We start from the raw sequence: 17,389 nt of genomic DNA on the forward strand, positions 1-17,389 counted from the left end.
ATGTGCGGCGTCAGGCTCATGCAAACCCGCCGCGATCGATGAACATGCGCAGGATCGCCACGGCGTCGCCGGCGACGACCGAGGCCGGCTGCGAGGCATCGATCACGCGCACGCGTGCGGGTTCGGCGCGGGCGCGGGCGAGGAAACCTGCACGCACGCGCTCGAAGAAATCGTCGCGCTCGCGTTCGATGCGATCCGGGTAGAGATCGCGCCCCAGCGTGCGCTCGCGGCCCTGCGACACGCCGAGGTCGAGCAGCAATGTCAGGCCGGGCCGGATGCCGACCACGCGGCGTTCGAGTTCGGCGATGAACGCGAGGTCGAGCCCGCGTCCGCCGCCCTGGTAGGCGTAGCTCGAATCGGTGAAGCGGTCGCTGATCACCCACGCGCCGCGCGCCAGCGCCGGCAGCACGGTCTCGCGCACGTGCTGCGCGCGCGAGGCGAACATCAGCAGCAGTTCGGTCTCGGCGGCGATGCGCTCGCCGTCGGGGTTGAGCAGCAATTCGCGGATGCGTTCGGCCAGCGGCGTGCCGCCGGGTTCGCGTGTGCTGACCACGTCGCGACCTTCGCGCAGCAGGGCGTCGCGCAGCGCGTTGAGCACGGTGGTCTTGCCCGCGCCCTCCCCGCCTTCGAGCGAGACGAAACGCGGATGCGTCGCGATGTCGTCGACGGCGTCGGTCATTGCGCCTGCGCCTGCTGCTGGCGGTAGCGCTGCAGGTACTGGGCCACGGCCGCCTGGTGCTCGCCATAGGTCCTGGTGAACACGTGGCGGCCGCTGCCGTCGCCCACGGCGACGAAGAACAGCGCGTCGCCGGGCGCGGGCTTCGCGGTGGCCTGCAGCGCGTCGCGGCCGGGCATGGCGATCGGCGTCGGCGGGAGTCCGTCGCGGGTGTAGGTGTTGTACGGCGTGTCGGTGCGCAGGTCGGCCTTGCGAATGTTGCCGGCGTAGCTGCTGCCCATGCCGTAGATCACGGTGGGATCCGTTTCCAGGCGCATCGGCACCTTCAGGCGACGGACGAACACGCCGGCGATCTGCGGGCGCTCGCTGGCGATGCCGGTTTCCTTCTCGACGATCGAGGCCAGCGTCTGCAGTTCGTACGGCGTGCGCAGCGGCAGGCCCTCGTCACGGCCGGCCCAGGCCTCGGCCACGGCCTTGTCCATCGCGGTCGCGGCGCGCTTGAGCACGTCGAGGTCGGTGTCGCTGCGGGTGTAGAGATAGGTTTCGGGCAGGAAACGGCCTTCGGGATGTTCGCCGCCGCGACCGAGCGCGCGCATCAGCGCGGCGTCGTCCATGTCGGCAGTGGTCTGCTTCAGCGGCGTGGCCTTGGCCAGCGCGGCGCGCAGGTCGCGGATGTTCCAGCCTTCGACGATCGTGAAGCGGTAGCTCAGCACCTTGCCGTCGCGCATGCGCTCCAGCAGCGTGCGCGGCGTCATGCCCGGTTCCAGCGCGTATTCACCGACCTGGATCTTGCCGGCCGCGCCGGTGGATTTCGCAAGCAGCCGCCAATGCAGCGCATCCACCTCGACGCCTTGCGCAGCGAGCGTGCGCAGCACCTTCGGCAGCGAGTCGCCGGGTTCGACCACCAGCGTCTCGCCCGCCTCGATCCCGGTCATCGGCGCATCGGCGAAACCGTCGTAGCGCTGCCAGGCGAAGAACGCGATCGCGCCGACGCCGAGCGCGAACACCAGTGCGATGAGCAGCACGATCTTGATGAGCCGCTTCAGGATGTGCTTCAAGCCCACGGGGAACCTCGATCGATGACGGGAAAGGCGGGATGCGCGTCGGCAAGGCGGCGCAGGGCCTCGCCGACGGCCGGATGCGGCGACCACGCATGGTCGCCCAGCCGGGCCACGGGCAGGATACCGCGCGCGGCGTTGCACAGGACCACGGCCTGCGCGGACAGCACATCGTCGGGCGTCAGCCGGTGTTCGGTGGCGTCGAGCGCAGGCAGCGCCCAGGCGCGGCAGACCCCGGCCACGCCGCAGCGGTCGATCGGCGGCGTCCACCAGCGGCCGTCGCGCAGGACGAAGACATTGGCGGCGGTGGCGCAGACGACATCGCCGTCGGCATCGCGCATCAGGCCCTCGTCGATGCCGTCATCGGACCACTCCACGCGCGCCAGCACCTGTTCGAGCCGGTTGCAGTGCTTGATCCCGGCAAGCGCCGGCTGCGCCGCCAGGCGCAGGTCGCACCAGCGCAGCACCAGACCACCGGAGCGCGGCGCGGGCGGCAGTGGCGAAGCCGACACCAGCCACACCGGCGGCACGTCGCGCGGTGGCGCGTAACCGCGACCGCCACTGCCCCGGGTCAGGACGAGCTTGATGACGGCGTCGGAATGCGCATGCAGCAGGTCGCGCAGCGCCGCATCCAGTGCGGCGTCCGACGGCATCGCGATGCCCAATCTCGCTGCCCCACGCCTGAGCCGTTCGCGATGGGCGGACCACCACGGGATGACACCACCGACCGCGCGCATCGTCTCGAACACGCCGTCGCCGTAGGCCAGGCCTCGGCCGGCGGCGAGCACGGTGTCGATGTCGTCATCGACCGGCGCATCGCCCACGAAGACGCACGGGACGGACGGCGGGGTCCGCGACGGATGCGTCACGCGCCGACTCCCAGCGCCTTGAGCAGGCCGCGCGCCTTGGCGCGGGTTTCGTCGAGTTCGCGCTGCGGGTCGGAGTCGGCGACGATGCCGGCGCCGGTGCGGAAGCGCAGCGTGTCGCCTTCGACTTCGGCGCTGCGGATCAGGATGTTGAGGTCGAGGTCGCCGTCGCGGTTCAACCAGCCGAATGCGCCGGTATAGGCGCCGCGACCGGTATTTTCCAGCTCGGCGATGATCTGCATGCAGCGTACCTTCGGGCAGCCGGTGATCGTGCCGCCCGGGAACACCGCGCGGATCACGCCGCCGGGCGTGACCTCGGGCCGCAGGTGGCCGCGCACGTTGCTGACGATGTGGTGCACGTGCGAATAGCTTTCGACCGTCATCAGTTCGTCGACCTCGACGCTGCCCGGCGTGCAGACGCGGCCGAGGTCGTTGCGTTCGAGATCGATCAGCATCACGTGCTCGGCGCGTTCCTTCGGGTTGCCGACCAGTTCGCGGATGCGCGCGGCATCGTCGTCGCCGGGAAAGCGCGGACGCGTGCCGGCGATCGGCCGAGTCTCGACCACGTCGCCGCGCACCGACACCAGGCGCTCCGGCGAGGAGCTGACCACGGCCCAGGGGCGGCCGTCGGTTTCGCCCGCGAGCAGGCCGGCGAACGGCGCCGGGCTCGCCGCGCGCAGGCGGTCGTACAGCATCGCAGGATCCAGTGCGTCGTCGAAACGCGCACGCCAGGCGCGGGACAGGTTGACCTGGAAGATGTCGCCGGCCGCGAGGTAATCGAGGATGCGGCGCACGCCATCGGTGAAGGCCTCAGGCGCGTCGTCCTCGATCGCCAGCGGTGCGCGCCACACCGGCAGCGGCACGGGCGCCGGCGCGGCAAGGTCGACGACGATGGCATCGAGCAGCGCCTCGTGGCCGGTTTCGGCGATGGCGAAGCACTCGCCGGTGACGTGGTCGCGCAGCACCGCAGCCGGGCAGCGCATCGCCAGCGCGACGGGGAGCGTGCCTGGGGCCTGCGGCAATCGCAGCACCGGCTCGACCTGCGCCGCGAGTTCGTAGGCGAGGAACAGCGCCCAACCGCCACGGAACGGCCAGCGCGGCTCCTCCCGTGGCACGCGCAGCGCCTGCCATGCGTGGTCGAGCGCGGCGAGGAAATCCTGACCGACGACATCGCCGCCGGCATCGCGCACGCTGCCGTCGCGATCCAGCCGCAGGGACGCACCATCGGCGACCAGCAGCATGTCCCAACGGCCGAGCGCATGCCCGGCGACCAGCGACGACGACGTGGACTGCAGCAGCAGCGGATAGCGCGCCGGCGCCTGCCGGTGCAGGCGCAGCAGATCGCAATCCGCAGGCAAGGCGCGGGTGACGATCATGCGCGGGACCCTCGAAACGTGGAGAAGGCGGGTATCGCGGTCAGATGCGGCCGAACACGAGCGAGCCGTTGGTGCCGCCGAAGCCGAAGCCGTTCGACACCACCACGTCGACCTTCGCCTCGCGCGCCACGTTCGGCACGTAGTCGAGGTCGCAGCCTTCGCTGGGGTTTTCGAGGTTGATCGTCGGCGGGATGACGCCGGTGTGCAGCGCCATCACCGAGAAGATCGCCTCCACGCCGCCGGCCGCGCCGAGCAGATGGCCGGTCATCGACTTGGTCGAGGACACCATCGTCTTGTAGGCGTGGTCGCCGAGCGTGCGCTTGATCGCCATCGTCTCGGCGAGGTCGCCCAGCGGCGTGGACGTGCCATGCGCGTTGAGGTAGCCGATGCGGTCGACGCTGACGCCGGCGTCGCGGATCGCTGCGGTCATGCAGCGCGCTGCGCCCTCGCCGTCCTCGCTGGGCGCGGTCATGTGGAAGGCGTCGGAGCTGGCACCGAAGCCGATCAGCTCGCAGTAGATGCGCGCGCCGCGCGCCTTCGCGTATTCGTATTCCTCCAGCACGAGGATGCCGGCGCCATCGCCGAGCACGAAGCCGTCGCGTTCGGTATCCCAGGGACGCGAGGCGCGCTCGGGATCGTCGTTGCGCGTGGACATCGCCTTCATCGCGCAGAAGCCGCCCATCGCGCTGGGCGTGGAGCCGCGCTCGGCGCCGCCGGCGATCATCACGTCGGCATCGCCGTACTGGATCAGCCGCATCGCCACGCCGATCGAATGATTCGAGGTCGCGCAGGCGGACACGGCGGAGAAATTGGGGCCCTTGGCGCCGGTCATCAGCGAGACCTGGCCGGGCAGCATGTTGATGATGGTGCTGGGCACGTAGAACGGCGACACCTTGCGCGGGCCGCCTTCGTGCAGCTTGATGGTCTGCTGCTCGATGCCGAGCAGGCCGCCGATGCCCGAACCGATCACCGCGCCGATGCGGTCGGCGTTGGCGTCGTCGATCTCCAGGCCGGCATCGCGGATGGCCATGAAACTCGCGGCGACGCCGTAATGGATGAACTCATCCATCTTCTTGGCGTCCTTGGCGGAAATCCACGGCGACGAGTCGAAATCCTTGACCTGGCCCACGATGCGGGTGGTCATCGCGGACGCGTCGAAATGGGTGACCGGACCGATGCCGGAGCGCCCGTTGACGATGCCGTCCCAGCTGCTGGCGAGGTCATTGCCCAGCGGCGACACGATGCCCATACCGGTGACGACGACTCGACGCTTCGACATGCTTTGATCCTCACTGCTCGCCCGACGACGACGATGACACGCACCGCCATGCACGGGACGTTTGTTGACGTCTGGCCAAAACGCGCAGGGCCGCGATGCGGCCCCGGCGTGCGCCCGGGCGTGCGGCCCGGGCCTGGGTACGAGACCCGATTACTTGACGTGGGCCTTGATGTAATCGATGGCGGCCTGCACGGTGCCGATCTTCTCGGCCTCTTCGTCCGGAATCTCGCACTCGAACTCTTCTTCGAGGGCCATCACCAGCTCGACGGTGTCGAGCGAGTCCGCGCCGAGATCGTCGACGAACGATGCGCTGTTGGTGACTTCCTCTTCCTTGACGCCAAGCTGTTCGACCACGATTTTCTTGACGCGTTCTTCGATGCTGCTCATGAGTGTTGTACTCCGGAAGGATTGTTGCGGTGGATAGTGTAAGGGAAAGCCGAGCCCGAGGTGGGGCGCGGCCGTTCTTTTCGATTCAATGACTTAGCGTCGAGCCCCCTGATCGACCGGCGCGCGCCGGGCTCAAGGCATGTACATGCCGCCATTGACGTGGAGGGTTTCGCCGGTGATGTAGGCACCCGTGGGACCGGCGAGGAAAGCGACCGCATTGGCGATGTCGGCGGCGTCGCCAAGGCGGCCGAGCGCGATCTGACCCAGGAGGGCTTCGCGCGCCGCATCGGGCAGCGCACGGGTCATGTCGGTGTCGATGAAACCAGGCGCCACGACATTCACGGTGATGCCGCGCGAACCGATCTCCTTCGCCAGCGACTTGCTGAACGCGATGATCCCGGCCTTGGCGGCAGCGTAGTTGGTCTGCCCCGGGTTGCCGGTGACGCCGACGACCGAGGCGATGCTGATGATGCGGCCCTTGCGCGCCTTCATCATCCCGCGCATCACCGCCTTGCTGGTGCGGTAGACGCTGGTGAGGTTGGTCTGCAGGATCGAATCCCACTCCTCGTCCTTCATCCGCATCAGCAGGTTGTCGCGGGTGATGCCGGCATTGTTGACGAGGATCGAGATCGCGCCGAATTCCTTCGCGATCGCGTCCACCAGCGCCTCGACCTCGGCGCCGTTGGCCACGTCGAGCTTGCGGCCGTGGCCGCCCAGCGGCGCCAGGCGCTCGCCGATGGCCTGCGCGCCGGCGTCGGAGGTCGCGGTGCCGATGACGGTCGCGCCCTGCGCGGCCAGCAGGTCGGCGATCGCAGCGCCGATGCCCCGGCTGGCGCCGGTCACGAGTGCGATGTCGCCTTGCAGCGGCTTGGTGTTCATGGTGTCGATGCTCATGTCGGAAACGGTGGGGGACGCGATGAGGTCGGCGCGACGGACGCGCCGTGGCTCATCGCCAGGCGTCGAGTGCGGCCTCGAAATCGCCGACGGCGCCCAGCGCGCGGTTTTCGATCGTCTTGTCGATGCGCTTGTTGAGGCCGCCCAGCACCTTGCCCGGGCCGCACTCGGCGATGCGGGTCACGCCGCGCGCGGCCAGCGCCTGCACGCAGCCGGTCCACTGCACCGGCAGGTAGAGCTGGCGCACCAGCGCATCGCGGATGGCCTGGATGCCGTCATGCACTTCGGCATCAACGTTCTGCACGACCGGGATCGACGGCGCGCGCCAGTCCAGGCCATGCATGGCCTCGGCGAGGCGATTGGCGGCATCGCGCATGAGCGGCGTATGCGAGGGCACGCTGACCGCGAGGCGGGTCACCATGCGCGCACCGCCTGCCTTGAGCAGTTCGCTGGCGCGGTCGACGGCCTCGGCGTGGCCGCCGATGACGATCTGCCCGGGGGAATTGAAGTTGGCGGGGACCACGATGCCGGTGCCCGAGGCTTCGACGCAGGCCTCGGCGACCACGGCGTCGTCCAGGCCGATCACGGCCGCCATCGCGCCACTGCCTTCCGGCGAGGCGTCCTGCATCAGCTGGCCGCGGATGCGCACCAGGTGCGCGGCCTCGCGCAGCGACAACGCGCCGGCGGCGACCAGGGCGCTGTACTCGCCCAGGCTGTGTCCGGCCAGCACGACCGGCGTGGCACCGCCCTGCGACTGCCACAGCCGCCACACGGCGACGCCGGCGGCGAGCAGCGCCGGCTGGGTGAACTCGGTGCGGTTGAGCAGTTCCACCGGGCCGCCCTGCGACAGCGCCCAGAGGTCGGTGCCGGCGCCGTCGGAGGCTTCCTCGAAGGTGTCGCGGACCAGTCCATGGCGCTCGGACAGCTCGGCCAGCATGCCGACGGACTGGGAACCCTGTCCGGGAAACACGAAGGCCAGTGTCGGATCGGTCGGGGCGACTGCAGTCACGCGGGGGTCCAGCTCGAAACGGGACGGGGATGATAAGGTCGAAAGCCCCGGTCTGTCTGTACGACGGCGTATGCCGGCAGGCGGGGATCGGCACGCGCGGACGGGTTGCGGGGAGGCGGAAACGACAAGGGCCCGCCGATTGGCGAGCCCCTGCTGTCCTGTCTTTTGTCGTGTCGGATGCGCGCGTCGCGCGGACGCGGCCGGGGATCAGTAGCGCAGCAGCGCCGATCCCCAGGTGAAACCGCCGCCGAAAGCCTCCAGCAATAGCAGCTGGCCGCGCTGCACCTTGCCCGAACGCACGGCCAGGTCGAGGGCCAGCGGCACCGAGCCGGCCGAGGTGTTGCCATGCTTGTCGACGGTAACGATCACGCGCTCCATCGGCATATCCAGGCGCTTGGCCGTGGCCTCGATGATGCGCAGGTTGGCCTGGTGCGGGATCAGCCAGTCGATGTCGTGGCGATCGAGGTTGTTGGCTTCGAGCGTCTCCTCGACCACCGAGTCCAGCGCCTTGACCGCATGCTTGAACACTTCGTTGCCGGTCATCAGCACGCGCACGCCGGCATTGGGCTCGTCCGGCTTGAAACCGGCCGAGACGCCGACCGGGTTCCACAGCAGCTCCTTCTTGCCGCCGTCGGCGTGCAGATGGGTGCTGAGCACGCCGGTCTCTTCGTCGGCCTTCAGCACCACTGCGCCGGCGCCGTCGCCGAACAGCACGCAGGTGCCGCGATCGTTCCAGTCCAGCATGCGCGTCAGGGTTTCCGCACCGATCACCAGCGCCGTCTTCACCGCGCCGGAGCGGATGAACTTGTCGGCGACGGTCAGCGCGTAGATGAAGCCCGAGCAGGCGGCGTTCACGTCGAACGCGGCGCAGCCCTCGGCACCGAGACGGTGCTGGATGAGGCAGGCCGTGGACGGGAAGATCAGGTCGGGCGTGGTCGTGCCGACGACGATGAGTTCGAGCTCGGACGGCTGCACGCCGGCGGCTTCGAGCGCACGCAGGGCGGCCTGATAGCCCAGTTCGGAGGTGGTTTCCTCCGCGGAGGCGACGTGCCGCTGGCGGATGCCGGTGCGGGTCGCGATCCACTCGTCGCTGGTGTCGACGATCTTCGCCAGATCGTCGTTGGTGACGACCTTGGCCGGCAGGTGGCTGCCGGTGCCCGCGATGCGCGCGTACACCTGCCTGCTGGAAGCCTGCGGGTTGGATCCGGGTGTGTTCATGTCCGCCCTGTCACGCCTGTCGAGTCAGTGCACCGACGCCCGCGCACTCCAGCGCGACGACGGTGACGATCCTGTCCGAACGCGCCAAACCGGACGCGTGCACCACAAACGAGCGCGCCGCACGAACGGGAGTCGCGCGGCACGGATTGTCGCTGTCGGCGCCGAAGCGCCGCGTGCGATCACTCTTCGTCGGCGATCTTGACCTTCGGCGCGATGACCTGGCGGCCGCGGTAGTAGCCGTCCTTGGTGATGTGGTGGCGCAGGTGGATCTCGCCCGAGGTCGGATCGGTGGCGAGCTGCTTGGCGGTCAGCGCATCGTGCGAACGACGCTGGCCACGACGGGACGGGGTGACGCGGGATTTCTGCACAGCCATGGAAATTGCTCCAACGTGATACGCAATCGTGTGAAAAGTGGCGGAACGCGGCGCGAACGCGCGTTCCCGTGACTTTGGTTCAACTCAGGTTTTCTTGAGCGCCGCCAGCGCCGCGAACGGGTTGGCGACCGCTTCTTCTTCCGCCGTCGCGGCCCAGTCGCGCTCGACCGCTTCGCTGCCCGGCATGGCCGGCACCAGCGGCACGGCGAGGATCAACTCGTCCTCGACCAGGTCCGCCGGCCGCATCGCGCCGTCGGCGTCGACTTCAAGCGCTTCGTAGCCTTCCGGCAGAGACGCATCGACGGTGTCGTCGCTGGCGTCGCGCACGAGGGCGAAGCGCTGGTCGATGACGACCGGAAACACGAATCGCTGCAACGTGCGCTGGCAGACCAGCGGCAGATCGGCATCGACGCGCAAGGCCACGAACGGCACCTGCAGCACGTCGTGACCGAATTCGAGGGCGAAGCGAGCTTCTCCTTCGGTATCGGCCAGCAGATCGCGGAGGCGGGGCATCGCGGCCAGCGGCAGGCGTCCGTCGAAACAGCGCCGCGCTGCCACCATGCGCCAAGCGTCCAGTACGTCGGGCACTTCAGCGGACATAAGACGCGAAATGGTAGGGGCCGGGGGTGCCCCTGTCAAACCATGGGGACGCCCGGACGCATGATTTGCCCCCGGCGGCGGCTGGCGGCAGACTGTCCTCCCCGTCTCCGGGCCAGTCGCGTGACCGCCTTCTCCTTTCCCGTCGTCAGTGCCGTGTTCACGATCGTGATCGTGGGCGGTCTGGGCCTGATCTGGTGGATGTCCCGCCGCACCGATCCCCGCCAGCGCGCCGTGACCGAGCTGCTGGACGCCGCCGATGCGCTCGAATCCCGCCTGCGTACCGCCCGTGCCGAGATCGAATCGATCACCGGGGGCGAGGACGAGACCGTCCGCACCGCCCTGCAGGAAATGCTGCGCCAGCGCCTGTGGCTGCAGCAGCACGGGTCGACCGCCTCGCTGCGCAAGCTCCAGGACATGCGCGCTTCGCTGGACCAGGCCCGAAACCGGATCGACCAGCAGCTCACCCTGGTGCAGCAGGCCCGCGGCCCGCAGACCTGACCCGACCTTTCGCCCGCTTCCGCCATGCCACGACTGATCCTCGCCTCGACCTCGACCTACCGTCGCACCCTGCTCGAACGCCTCGGCCTGCCCTTCGACACCGTGCGCCCCGACGTCGACGAGACACCGCTTTCCGACGAGACACCGCAGGCCCTGGCCGTGCGCCTGGCGCGGGCGAAGGCCGAGGCGGTGCTCAACCCGGGCCAGCCGGACCTGTGGGCGATCGGCTCCGACCAGGTGGCCGAACTCGACGAGGAGCCGCTGGGCAAGCCCGGCAGCGCGGCGCGCGCCGAGGCGCAGCTGCGGGCGATGTCGGGCCGCGAGGTGCGGTTCCTGACAGCCGTGTGCCTGGCCGGCCCGGGCGGCCGCCGGCTGGAGGCGCTGGACGTGACCACCGTGCACTTCCGGCCGCTGTCCAATGGCGAGATCGCCCGTTACGTCGACCGCGAGCGCCCGCTGGACTGCGCCGGCAGCTTCAAGTCCGAGGGTCTGGGCATCGCCCTGTTCGAGGCGATCGAGAACCGCGACCCGACCGCGCTGGTCGGTCTGCCGCTGATCGCCACCGCCCGCCTGCTGCGCGAAGCGGGGTTCGTGGCGCCCTGATCGCGCGGCCCGGGGCTCGCTCCGCTGCGCTGATCACGAACTTCTCGCGTAGAGCGGAGCTTGCTCCGCTCGTTCTTCCCGGGCAAAGCATGAGCGGAGGAAGCTCCGCTCTACAAGGGAGGCATCACCGCAGTTCGATCACCTGCGACGGCCAGTCCTCGACGCTGCCGTCGCGGCCGTGCAGACGCAGGCCGAGGCGGTAGCGGCCGGGCGGGCGGTCGCCGAGGTCGAGCCAGACATCGAAGCCGACATTCGGCTGCTGCGGGTCGGTGGAGCCGCCTTCGCGCCATTTCGACCAGAAGCCGACGACCTCCGGGCGGGCGATGCCGTAGACCGCCTTCGAGACCACCTGGCCGTCGACCAGCGCCTCGACCTTCCTCAGCCCGACGCCGTCCTTGAAGGCCCAGCCGCGCAGTTCGAAGCGGCGGGAGACGGACCCATGGCCGGCGGGCAGATCGATCCAGGCCATCGCCGGGGTCGTGCACGTGCCGGCGGCGCGGCGCGGCGGCAGACGGAACAGCAGGAAGCGCTGACGGCCGTGGTCGATGTGCAGCACGCGCGGCGGCGGCAGCGGGCCGACCATGGCGCAGAGGTCGTGATAGCGGCGTAGCAGCTGGCGGTATCCGACATCGCTGGCGCCGACGACCAGCAGCACCGGCGCCTCGCCGAGCGTGGCGCGGTCGCGCACCAGCAGGTTCCAAAGGACGAGCTGCGGCGCGCGGCCATGATGGGCGTTGAGCGGATGGTCCAGGACCGGGATGCGCGCGTCGTCGAGCGCGAAGCCCAGCTCGGCGCCGATCTTGAAGTTGTCGGCGAGCAGGCGGGTGCCCGGTGGCATCGCCGCGCGCTCGGCCCGGACCGCCTCGGCCAGCACGTCCCAGCCGGCGAAATTCGATGGATAGGCCTTGCCGTCGGCCAGACGCTCGCGCAGCGAGGGTGTGGCGGCCACGGCGTAGTAGCCGAGACCGGCCACCAGCCCGAGACCGGCCAGTCCCCAGGCCAGGCGACGCCACGCCGGCCGCCAGCCGGCGAGCACCGGCGCGGCCAGAGGCAGCAGGGCCAGGTAGGCCGGCAGCGGCCAATGGAAGCTGACGCGCTCGCTGTCGGCGAAAAAACCGAGCAGGAAGAAGCCACCGAACACGGCCACACCCGACAGCGCGAGGTAGCGCACGCCGGCCATGCGGTCGACGCGCAGCCCGTCGATGCCACCGCGCAGGAGCGCGAGCAGCAGCAGCGGACTGGCGAAGGCGGCCTGCACCAGCAGGAACTGGACACCGTCGGGATGGAAGGCCCAGGGATGGCGCTCGACCAGCTGGAAACGAAGCCCGGCATCGGCGTTGGCGAGGTTCCACGACAGCAGCGGCAGCCACGCCAGCGCACCGATGGCCACGGCGCCCCAGACCCGGGCGTCGCGCAGCGCCGTGCGGCCTTCGCGCAGCCACAGCAGGGCGAGGAAACCGACGCCGATCACCGCAACGAAGCGGTAGTGGGTCAATCCGCCGATCGCCAGACCCGCTGCGAGCAGGCCGGCCCCGGTCCAGTCGACGCCGCGCAGCAGTCGCGTGCCGGCGTCGAGACAGAGCACCGTCGCCAGCGCCAGCGGCACGTCGGGCAGACCCAGCACGCCCAGCGTGCCGAGCAGCGGCAGGAGCACGGCGAGCGACCCGGCCTGCCATGCCAGGTCGGGCGAGAACCGGGCCTCGCCGAGTTCGCGGCGGGCGATGCGCACGATCCACCACGGCAGCAGGGCGACGATCAGCAGGAACGGCAGGCGCAACGCGAACTCCGAATGCCCGGCCACGGTCTGACCGACGCGCGCCAGCCAGGCGGTGAAGCCCGGCAGGTCGGAATAGGCCCAGGCCGGATGCCGGCTTTCCTGCCAGTAGAAGGCTTCGTCGACGAAGAGCGGCAGGCGCGCGGCGAGCACGCATTTGGCGAGCAGCACGCAGGTCCAGAGTGCGATGAAGGTCCGCCTGCTGCGCATCCCGCCCGAATCCGTTCGCTGCGTCATCCCGTAGTCTCGCTACACTGCCGATTCATTTCCGTTTCTCTCCATCCAGACTGCCGGAGCACGCCTTGTCGACAGCCCTCGAGTGCCGCACATGCTAAACGACGACCTGCACGACGCCCTCAAGCGCGCACAGGCGCAGGTCAACCAGTGGGTACTGGGCAAGCCCCACGAGGTGCGGCTGGCATTCGTGGCCCTGCTGTCCGACGGCCACGTGCTGATCGAGGACCTGCCGGGGCTGGGCAAGACGACCCTGGCGCATGCACTCGCGGCCAGCCTCGGCCTGGGATTCCAGCGCGTGCAGTTCACCTCGGACCTGCTGCCGTCGGACATCGTCGGCGTGTCGGTCTACGACGCGCAGGCGCGCCAGTTCCAGTTCCATCCCGGCCCGGTGTTCACCCAGGTGCTGCTGGCGGACGAGATCAACCGCGCGCCGCCGCGCACGCAGAGCGCGCTGCTGGAGGCGATGGCCGAGCACCAGGTCACCATCGACGGCGTGACCCGCGCCCTGCCCGATCCCTTCTTCGTGATCGCCACCCAGAACCCGGTGGACCTGTCGGGTACCTACCCGCTGCCGGATTCGCAGCTCGACCGCTTCCTGCTGCGCCTGCACCTGGGCTACCCGCCGGAGGACGCCGAACGCGCCCTGCTCGCCGGCAGCGACCGCCGCGACCTGATCGCCAACAGCGAGGCCGTGCTCGATCCCGATCGCGTGCGCGCCCTGCGCCACGCGGTCACCGACGTGCACGCCAGCGAGGCGCTGGTCGCCTACGTGCAGCGCCTGCTCGCACGCAGCCGCCACCACCCGGGCGTGCGCGTCGGGCTGTCGCCGCGCGCGGGCATCGCGCTGCTGCGTGCGGCGCGCGCGCATGCGTTGCTGCTCGGTCGCAGCCACGCGCTCCCGGACGACGTGCAGGCGCTCTTCATCCAGGTGGCCGCGCACCGGCTGGTGGCCGATGCCGATGGCGGCGATGGCGCGACCCTGGCGAAGTCGATCCTGCATGCGGTAGCGGTGGATTGATCCGCCCACGGTCGCCGCGCCGATGAGCCGCCTCCTCGCCCGCATCCGCAGCCGCATCGAAGCCCGCACCGCGACCTGGGCCCGCCCGCGCGCGCCGGAAGTGCTGCCGGTGCGCTTCAACCGCCGGCGCATCTACGTGCTGCCCACCGGTTTCGGCCTGTTCTTCGCTGCGCTGCTGGCCGCGATGCTGCTGGGCGCGCTGAACTACAACAACAATCCGGCCCTGCTGTTGGCGCTGCTGCTCGCCGGCGCGGCGCACACCGGACTGTTCGCCGCGCACCTGCAGCTGTCGGGGCTGAGCATCACCGCGATCGGCGCCGAACCGGTGAGCGCCGGCAAGCCGCTGCAGCTGCGCGTGCATGCGCGCGCCGAGCCCGGGCGCGAACGCCGCGGCCTGCGCCTGGCCTGCGGCGAGCATCGTGCGTCGCTGTCGCTGGACCAGGGCAGCGGCGAAGCGGTCATCGAACTGCCGACCCAGTGTCGCGGCTGGCTGGAACCCGGCCGCCTGCGCATCTGGACCACGCGTCCGCTCGGCCTGGTCGTGGCATGGGGCTATGTCTGGCCCGACGCGCCGCTGCTGGTCTACCCGGCGCCGGAAACGCATGGCCCACCGCTGCCCGAAGGCGGTGGCGACCGCGCGATCGCCCGCGTGCATCCCAGCGGCGACGACGTGCATCACCTGCGCGCCTACCGGCGCGGCGATTCGCGACGGGCGATCGCCTGGAAACCGTCGGCGCGGCGCAACGAACTGCTGGTGCGCGAATACGAACAGCCGATGGGCGCCGATATCGACCTGGACTGGAGCCTGCTGGGCCACCTGCCCTACGAGCAGCGCATCCGCCGGCTCGCGCGCTGGGTGGACGATGCCGAACGCGGCGGTCGTCGCTATCGGCTGATGCTGCCGGGGCAGCCCGCGCTGGGCCCGGCGCAGGGCGCGTCCCACCGCCACGCCTGCCTGAAGGCGCTGGCCTTGCTGCCCGAGGGAGGCGGCCATGGCTGAGACCGCCGCGTCCCGCAGCGCCCCGGCACTGGCCGTGCCTCCTCTGGACCCGCTGTCGCGCCGCTGGGCCCTGGCGGCGGCCCTGCTCTGCCTGCTGCCGCTGCTGCTGCAGATGCCGGGCAGCCTGACCCTCGGCATCGGCGCGGTCGCGCTGGCGGTGCCGCTGCTGGCCCGCGATGGCCATGCGCCGGGCTGGCTGCGCTTCGTGCTGATCGCCGCCCTGCTCGGCACGGTGATGACGCTGTACGGCTTCCGTTTCGGCCGCGACACCGGCTGCGCGATGCTGGCGACGATGCTCGCGCTCAAGCCCGTGGAGATGCGCTCGCTGCGCGACGCGCGCAGCCTGCTGGGCTTCGCGCTGTTCGCGCCGTTTGCGACCTTCCTCCTCGACCAGGGACCGCTGTCGCTGTCGCTGGGCCTGGCCGGCGCGGTGGCGGCGCTGACCGCGCTGCACACGCTGTCGGAGATCGAAAGCGATGCGCGCGCGCCGGCACGCCGGCCGTGGTCGCGGCTGGCGATGGTCGCGCGGATGATCGCGATCGGCCTGCCGCTGGCGATGGTGGTGTTCTGGCTGTTCCCGCGCTTCACCTCGCCGCTGTGGGGCGTGCCCGAACGCGCGCTGGCGAAGCCCGGTCTGTCCGACCGCATGTCGCCGGGCGACTGGATCGACCTGATCGCCGACGACACCCCGGCGCTGCGCGTGACGTTCTTCGGCGAAGCGCCGGCGCAGTCGCAGATGTACTGGCGCGGGCATGTGCTGTGGGATTTCGACGGCCGTACCTGGACCTCGGTGGGCTGGTCGCGCGCGATCAGCCGCGCACGCACGCGCCCCGGCCCGCCGCCGGTGGTCTACGACTACGAAATGGAGATCGAGCCGACCGACCGCAGCCAGCTGGTCGCGCTGGAGATGCCCCTGGCCGCGCCGGAAGGCGCGCATCTGTACGGCGACTACACGCTGGTCAGCCGGCAGACGCTCAATGCCCTCACCCGCTGGCGCCTGCGCTCCGCGCCACAGACCGCGCTGGCCGAAACCGATCTGCACCCGACGCTGCGCAGCCTCGCGCTGCGCCTGCCGCCGGGCTACAACCCGCGCACGCTGGACCTGGCCGAGCGCTGGCGGCGCGAAGCCGGTCCGAGCAACCGCACGAGCGATGACGCCATCGTCCGCCGCGCGCTCGACTGGATCCGCGCGGAGTTCGTCTACACCCTCGAAACCCCGCTGCTCGGCCGCAACAGCGTCGACGAATTCCTGTTCGACCAGAAGGCCGGTTTCTGCGAGCACTACAGCAGCGCCTTCGTCGTGCTGATGCGCGGCGCCGGCATCCCGGCACGCGTGGTCACCGGCTATGTCGGCGGCTACCGCAACCCGGTGGGCGGGTACTGGCTCGTCCGCCGCTCGGATGCCCATGCCTGGGCTGAAGTCTGGATCGAAGGCCGCGGCTGGGTGCGCGTGGACCCCACTGCCGCGATCGCGCCGGAGCGCATCTACGACACCATCGACGACCGCCGCCCGGGCGCGCTCGGCGGGTTCTCGGGGCTCAGCCCGGTGTTCGACGTCGGCGACTGGCTGCGGCGCAGCTGGAACGACTTCGTGCTCGGCTACGACGCGCGCCGACAGCGCAACCTGCTGCAATCCTTCGGTATCCCCGATCTCGACACCGGTGCGCTGGTGCGCCTGTTCGTGATCGCCACGGTGCTGGCGATGGCGGGCATGCTCTGGCTGACCACGCGGCAGGAGCGCGAGCGCGATCCGCTGCTGCGTGCCTGGCGGCGGATGGAGCGCCGCTACCGCAAGCTCGGACTGGGACGGCCGTCGCACGAACCGGTCGGCGCCTGGGTCGAGCGCATCGCCGGCGCGCGTCCGGACGCCACCGCACTGAAGGAACTCAGCGCACGTTTCGTGGAATGGCGGTACGCTCGCCATCATGGCGGCGCCGCCAACCTGCGGGCCCTGCTCCGCGACCTGCGCAGGCACCGCCCTTAGCGCATCGAACAAGCTCGCAACGCATTCCTTCAGGAGATCCGCCATGTCCGCCCGCAGTACCGCCTTCGCAGCAGCCGTCACCGCCCTGGCCCTGTCCGGGTGCGCCACCGTCTCCAAGCCGCTCCAGGGCGAATTCACCGCCATCAGCCCGCACCAGGCCATCGAACAGGACAGCACCGGCACCGCCGTGCGCTGGGGTGGCCGGATCGTCCGCACCGAACCGCTCGCCGACCGCACCTGCTTCGAAGTGCTGTCCTCGCGCCTCGACGCCAGCGGCCGCCCCGCCTGGGCCGGCGCCGACGACACCCACGGCCGCTTCATCGCCTGCCGGACCGGCTTCTACGACCCGGCGCTGTTCACCGACAAGCGCGAAGTCACCTTCACGGGCCGCATCGAAGGCTACGAGAACCGCCGCATCGGCGAGTATTCCTACCGCTTCCCGCGCGTCACCGCCGACGTGGTCTACCTGTGGCCCGAGGAAAGCCGCACGCGCGTGATCACCACGCCGTCGCCGTGGCCCTGGTGGGGCTGGTGGTGA

Annotated in this window: 18 protein-coding genes; 6 read left to right on the forward strand and 12 right to left on the reverse strand. The window is 70.4% G+C overall.

Annotation, left to right across the window (positions count from 1 at the left end):
- Window positions 1–16: 16 nt before the first annotated feature.
- The 11 genes from tmk to ACFQ0E_RS17405 form a co-directional block, all read right to left on the reverse strand.
- Window positions 17–679 carry a dTMP kinase gene (gene tmk, locus ACFQ0E_RS17355; RefSeq protein ID WP_386825984.1) on the reverse strand — a complete coding sequence of 221 codons (663 nt, stop codon included), beginning with the start codon at window positions 677–679 and terminating at the stop codon, window positions 17–19.
- The gene (mltG, locus tag ACFQ0E_RS17360) at window positions 676–1,734 is read right to left on the reverse strand and encodes an endolytic transglycosylase MltG (protein WP_386825986.1); all 1,059 of its coding nucleotides are present in this window, start codon (window positions 1,732–1,734) and stop codon (window positions 676–678) included. The genes tmk and mltG overlap by 4 nt, the downstream gene beginning before the upstream one ends.
- Window positions 1,731–2,558, reverse strand: coding sequence for an aminodeoxychorismate lyase (pabC, locus tag ACFQ0E_RS17365; RefSeq protein ID WP_386825988.1), 828 nt, complete (start codon window positions 2,556–2,558; stop codon window positions 1,731–1,733). The genes mltG and pabC overlap by 4 nt, the downstream gene beginning before the upstream one ends.
- 41 nt (window positions 2,559–2,599) lie before the next feature.
- Window positions 2,600–3,976 (reverse strand): aminodeoxychorismate synthase component I, encoded by a 1,377-nt coding sequence (locus ACFQ0E_RS17370; protein ID WP_386825990.1) that lies wholly within the window; start codon window positions 3,974–3,976, stop codon window positions 2,600–2,602.
- A 40-nt stretch (window positions 3,977–4,016) separates the two neighbouring features.
- Window positions 4,017–5,255, reverse strand: a complete 1,239-nt coding sequence (gene fabF / locus ACFQ0E_RS17375) for a beta-ketoacyl-ACP synthase II (RefSeq protein WP_386825992.1) — start codon at window positions 5,253–5,255, stop codon at window positions 4,017–4,019.
- 150 nt (window positions 5,256–5,405) lie between these two features.
- Window positions 5,406–5,642: an acyl carrier protein gene (acpP, locus tag ACFQ0E_RS17380; protein ID WP_386825994.1), complete on the reverse strand. Its 237-nt coding sequence runs from the start codon at window positions 5,640–5,642 to the stop codon at window positions 5,406–5,408.
- A gap of 132 nt (window positions 5,643–5,774) precedes the next feature.
- Entirely contained in the window at window positions 5,775–6,521 is a 747-nt protein-coding gene (fabG, locus tag ACFQ0E_RS17385) for a 3-oxoacyl-ACP reductase FabG (protein ID WP_386826267.1), read from the reverse strand.
- Between the two features lie 67 nt (window positions 6,522–6,588).
- Complete coding sequence (fabD, locus tag ACFQ0E_RS17390; RefSeq protein WP_386825995.1) at window positions 6,589–7,545, reverse strand: ACP S-malonyltransferase; 957 nt, start codon at window positions 7,543–7,545, stop codon at window positions 6,589–6,591.
- A 207-nt stretch (window positions 7,546–7,752) separates the two neighbouring features.
- Window positions 7,753–8,763 (reverse strand): beta-ketoacyl-ACP synthase III, encoded by a 1,011-nt coding sequence (locus tag ACFQ0E_RS17395; protein WP_137852854.1) that lies wholly within the window; start codon window positions 8,761–8,763, stop codon window positions 7,753–7,755.
- A gap of 179 nt (window positions 8,764–8,942) precedes the next feature.
- Window positions 8,943–9,137, reverse strand: coding sequence for a 50S ribosomal protein L32 (rpmF, locus tag ACFQ0E_RS17400; RefSeq protein ID WP_386825998.1), 195 nt, complete (start codon window positions 9,135–9,137; stop codon window positions 8,943–8,945).
- A gap of 84 nt (window positions 9,138–9,221) precedes the next feature.
- Complete coding sequence (locus ACFQ0E_RS17405) at window positions 9,222–9,737, reverse strand: YceD family protein (protein ID WP_386826000.1); 516 nt, start codon at window positions 9,735–9,737, stop codon at window positions 9,222–9,224.
- A gap of 120 nt (window positions 9,738–9,857) precedes the next feature.
- Here ACFQ0E_RS17405 and ACFQ0E_RS17410 point away from each other — a divergent pair, with 120 nt between their 5' ends.
- Window positions 9,858–10,235, forward strand: a complete 378-nt coding sequence (locus ACFQ0E_RS17410) for a hypothetical protein (RefSeq protein WP_386826002.1) — start codon at window positions 9,858–9,860, stop codon at window positions 10,233–10,235.
- Between the two features lie 24 nt (window positions 10,236–10,259).
- Window positions 10,260–10,838 carry a Maf family protein gene (locus ACFQ0E_RS17415; protein ID WP_386826004.1) on the forward strand — a complete coding sequence of 193 codons (579 nt, stop codon included), beginning with the start codon at window positions 10,260–10,262 and terminating at the stop codon, window positions 10,836–10,838.
- 124 nt (window positions 10,839–10,962) lie between these two features.
- On the opposite strand, the gene ACFQ0E_RS17420 is transcribed toward ACFQ0E_RS17415, so the two are convergent.
- Complete coding sequence (locus tag ACFQ0E_RS17420) at window positions 10,963–12,849, reverse strand: ArnT family glycosyltransferase (protein WP_386826006.1); 1,887 nt, start codon at window positions 12,847–12,849, stop codon at window positions 10,963–10,965.
- 91 nt (window positions 12,850–12,940) lie between these two features.
- On the opposite strand from ACFQ0E_RS17420, the gene ACFQ0E_RS17425 reads away from it, so the two are divergent.
- Genes ACFQ0E_RS17425 through ACFQ0E_RS17440 form a run of 4 tightly spaced genes read left to right on the forward strand, consistent with a single transcriptional unit; the run spans window position 12,941 to window position 17,389 of the window.
- Complete coding sequence (locus ACFQ0E_RS17425) at window positions 12,941–13,867, forward strand: AAA family ATPase (protein WP_386826008.1); 927 nt, start codon at window positions 12,941–12,943, stop codon at window positions 13,865–13,867.
- A 22-nt stretch (window positions 13,868–13,889) separates the two neighbouring features.
- A complete protein-coding gene (locus tag ACFQ0E_RS17430) occupies window positions 13,890–14,867 on the forward strand; it encodes a DUF58 domain-containing protein (protein ID WP_386826009.1) in 978 nt (325 codons plus the stop codon).
- Entirely contained in the window at window positions 14,860–16,851 is a 1,992-nt protein-coding gene (locus ACFQ0E_RS17435; protein WP_386826011.1) for a transglutaminase TgpA family protein, read from the forward strand. The genes ACFQ0E_RS17430 and ACFQ0E_RS17435 overlap by 8 nt, the downstream gene beginning before the upstream one ends.
- Window positions 16,852–16,894: 43 nt before the next feature.
- Window positions 16,895–17,389 carry a Slp family lipoprotein gene (locus tag ACFQ0E_RS17440; protein WP_386826013.1) on the forward strand — a complete coding sequence of 165 codons (495 nt, stop codon included), beginning with the start codon at window positions 16,895–16,897 and terminating at the stop codon, window positions 17,387–17,389.

Origin of the sequence: Lysobacter brunescens (genome assembly GCF_042677005.1) — a bacterium.
GTDB classification, from domain to species: domain Bacteria; phylum Pseudomonadota; class Gammaproteobacteria; order Xanthomonadales; family Xanthomonadaceae; genus Lysobacter_I; species Lysobacter_I brunescens.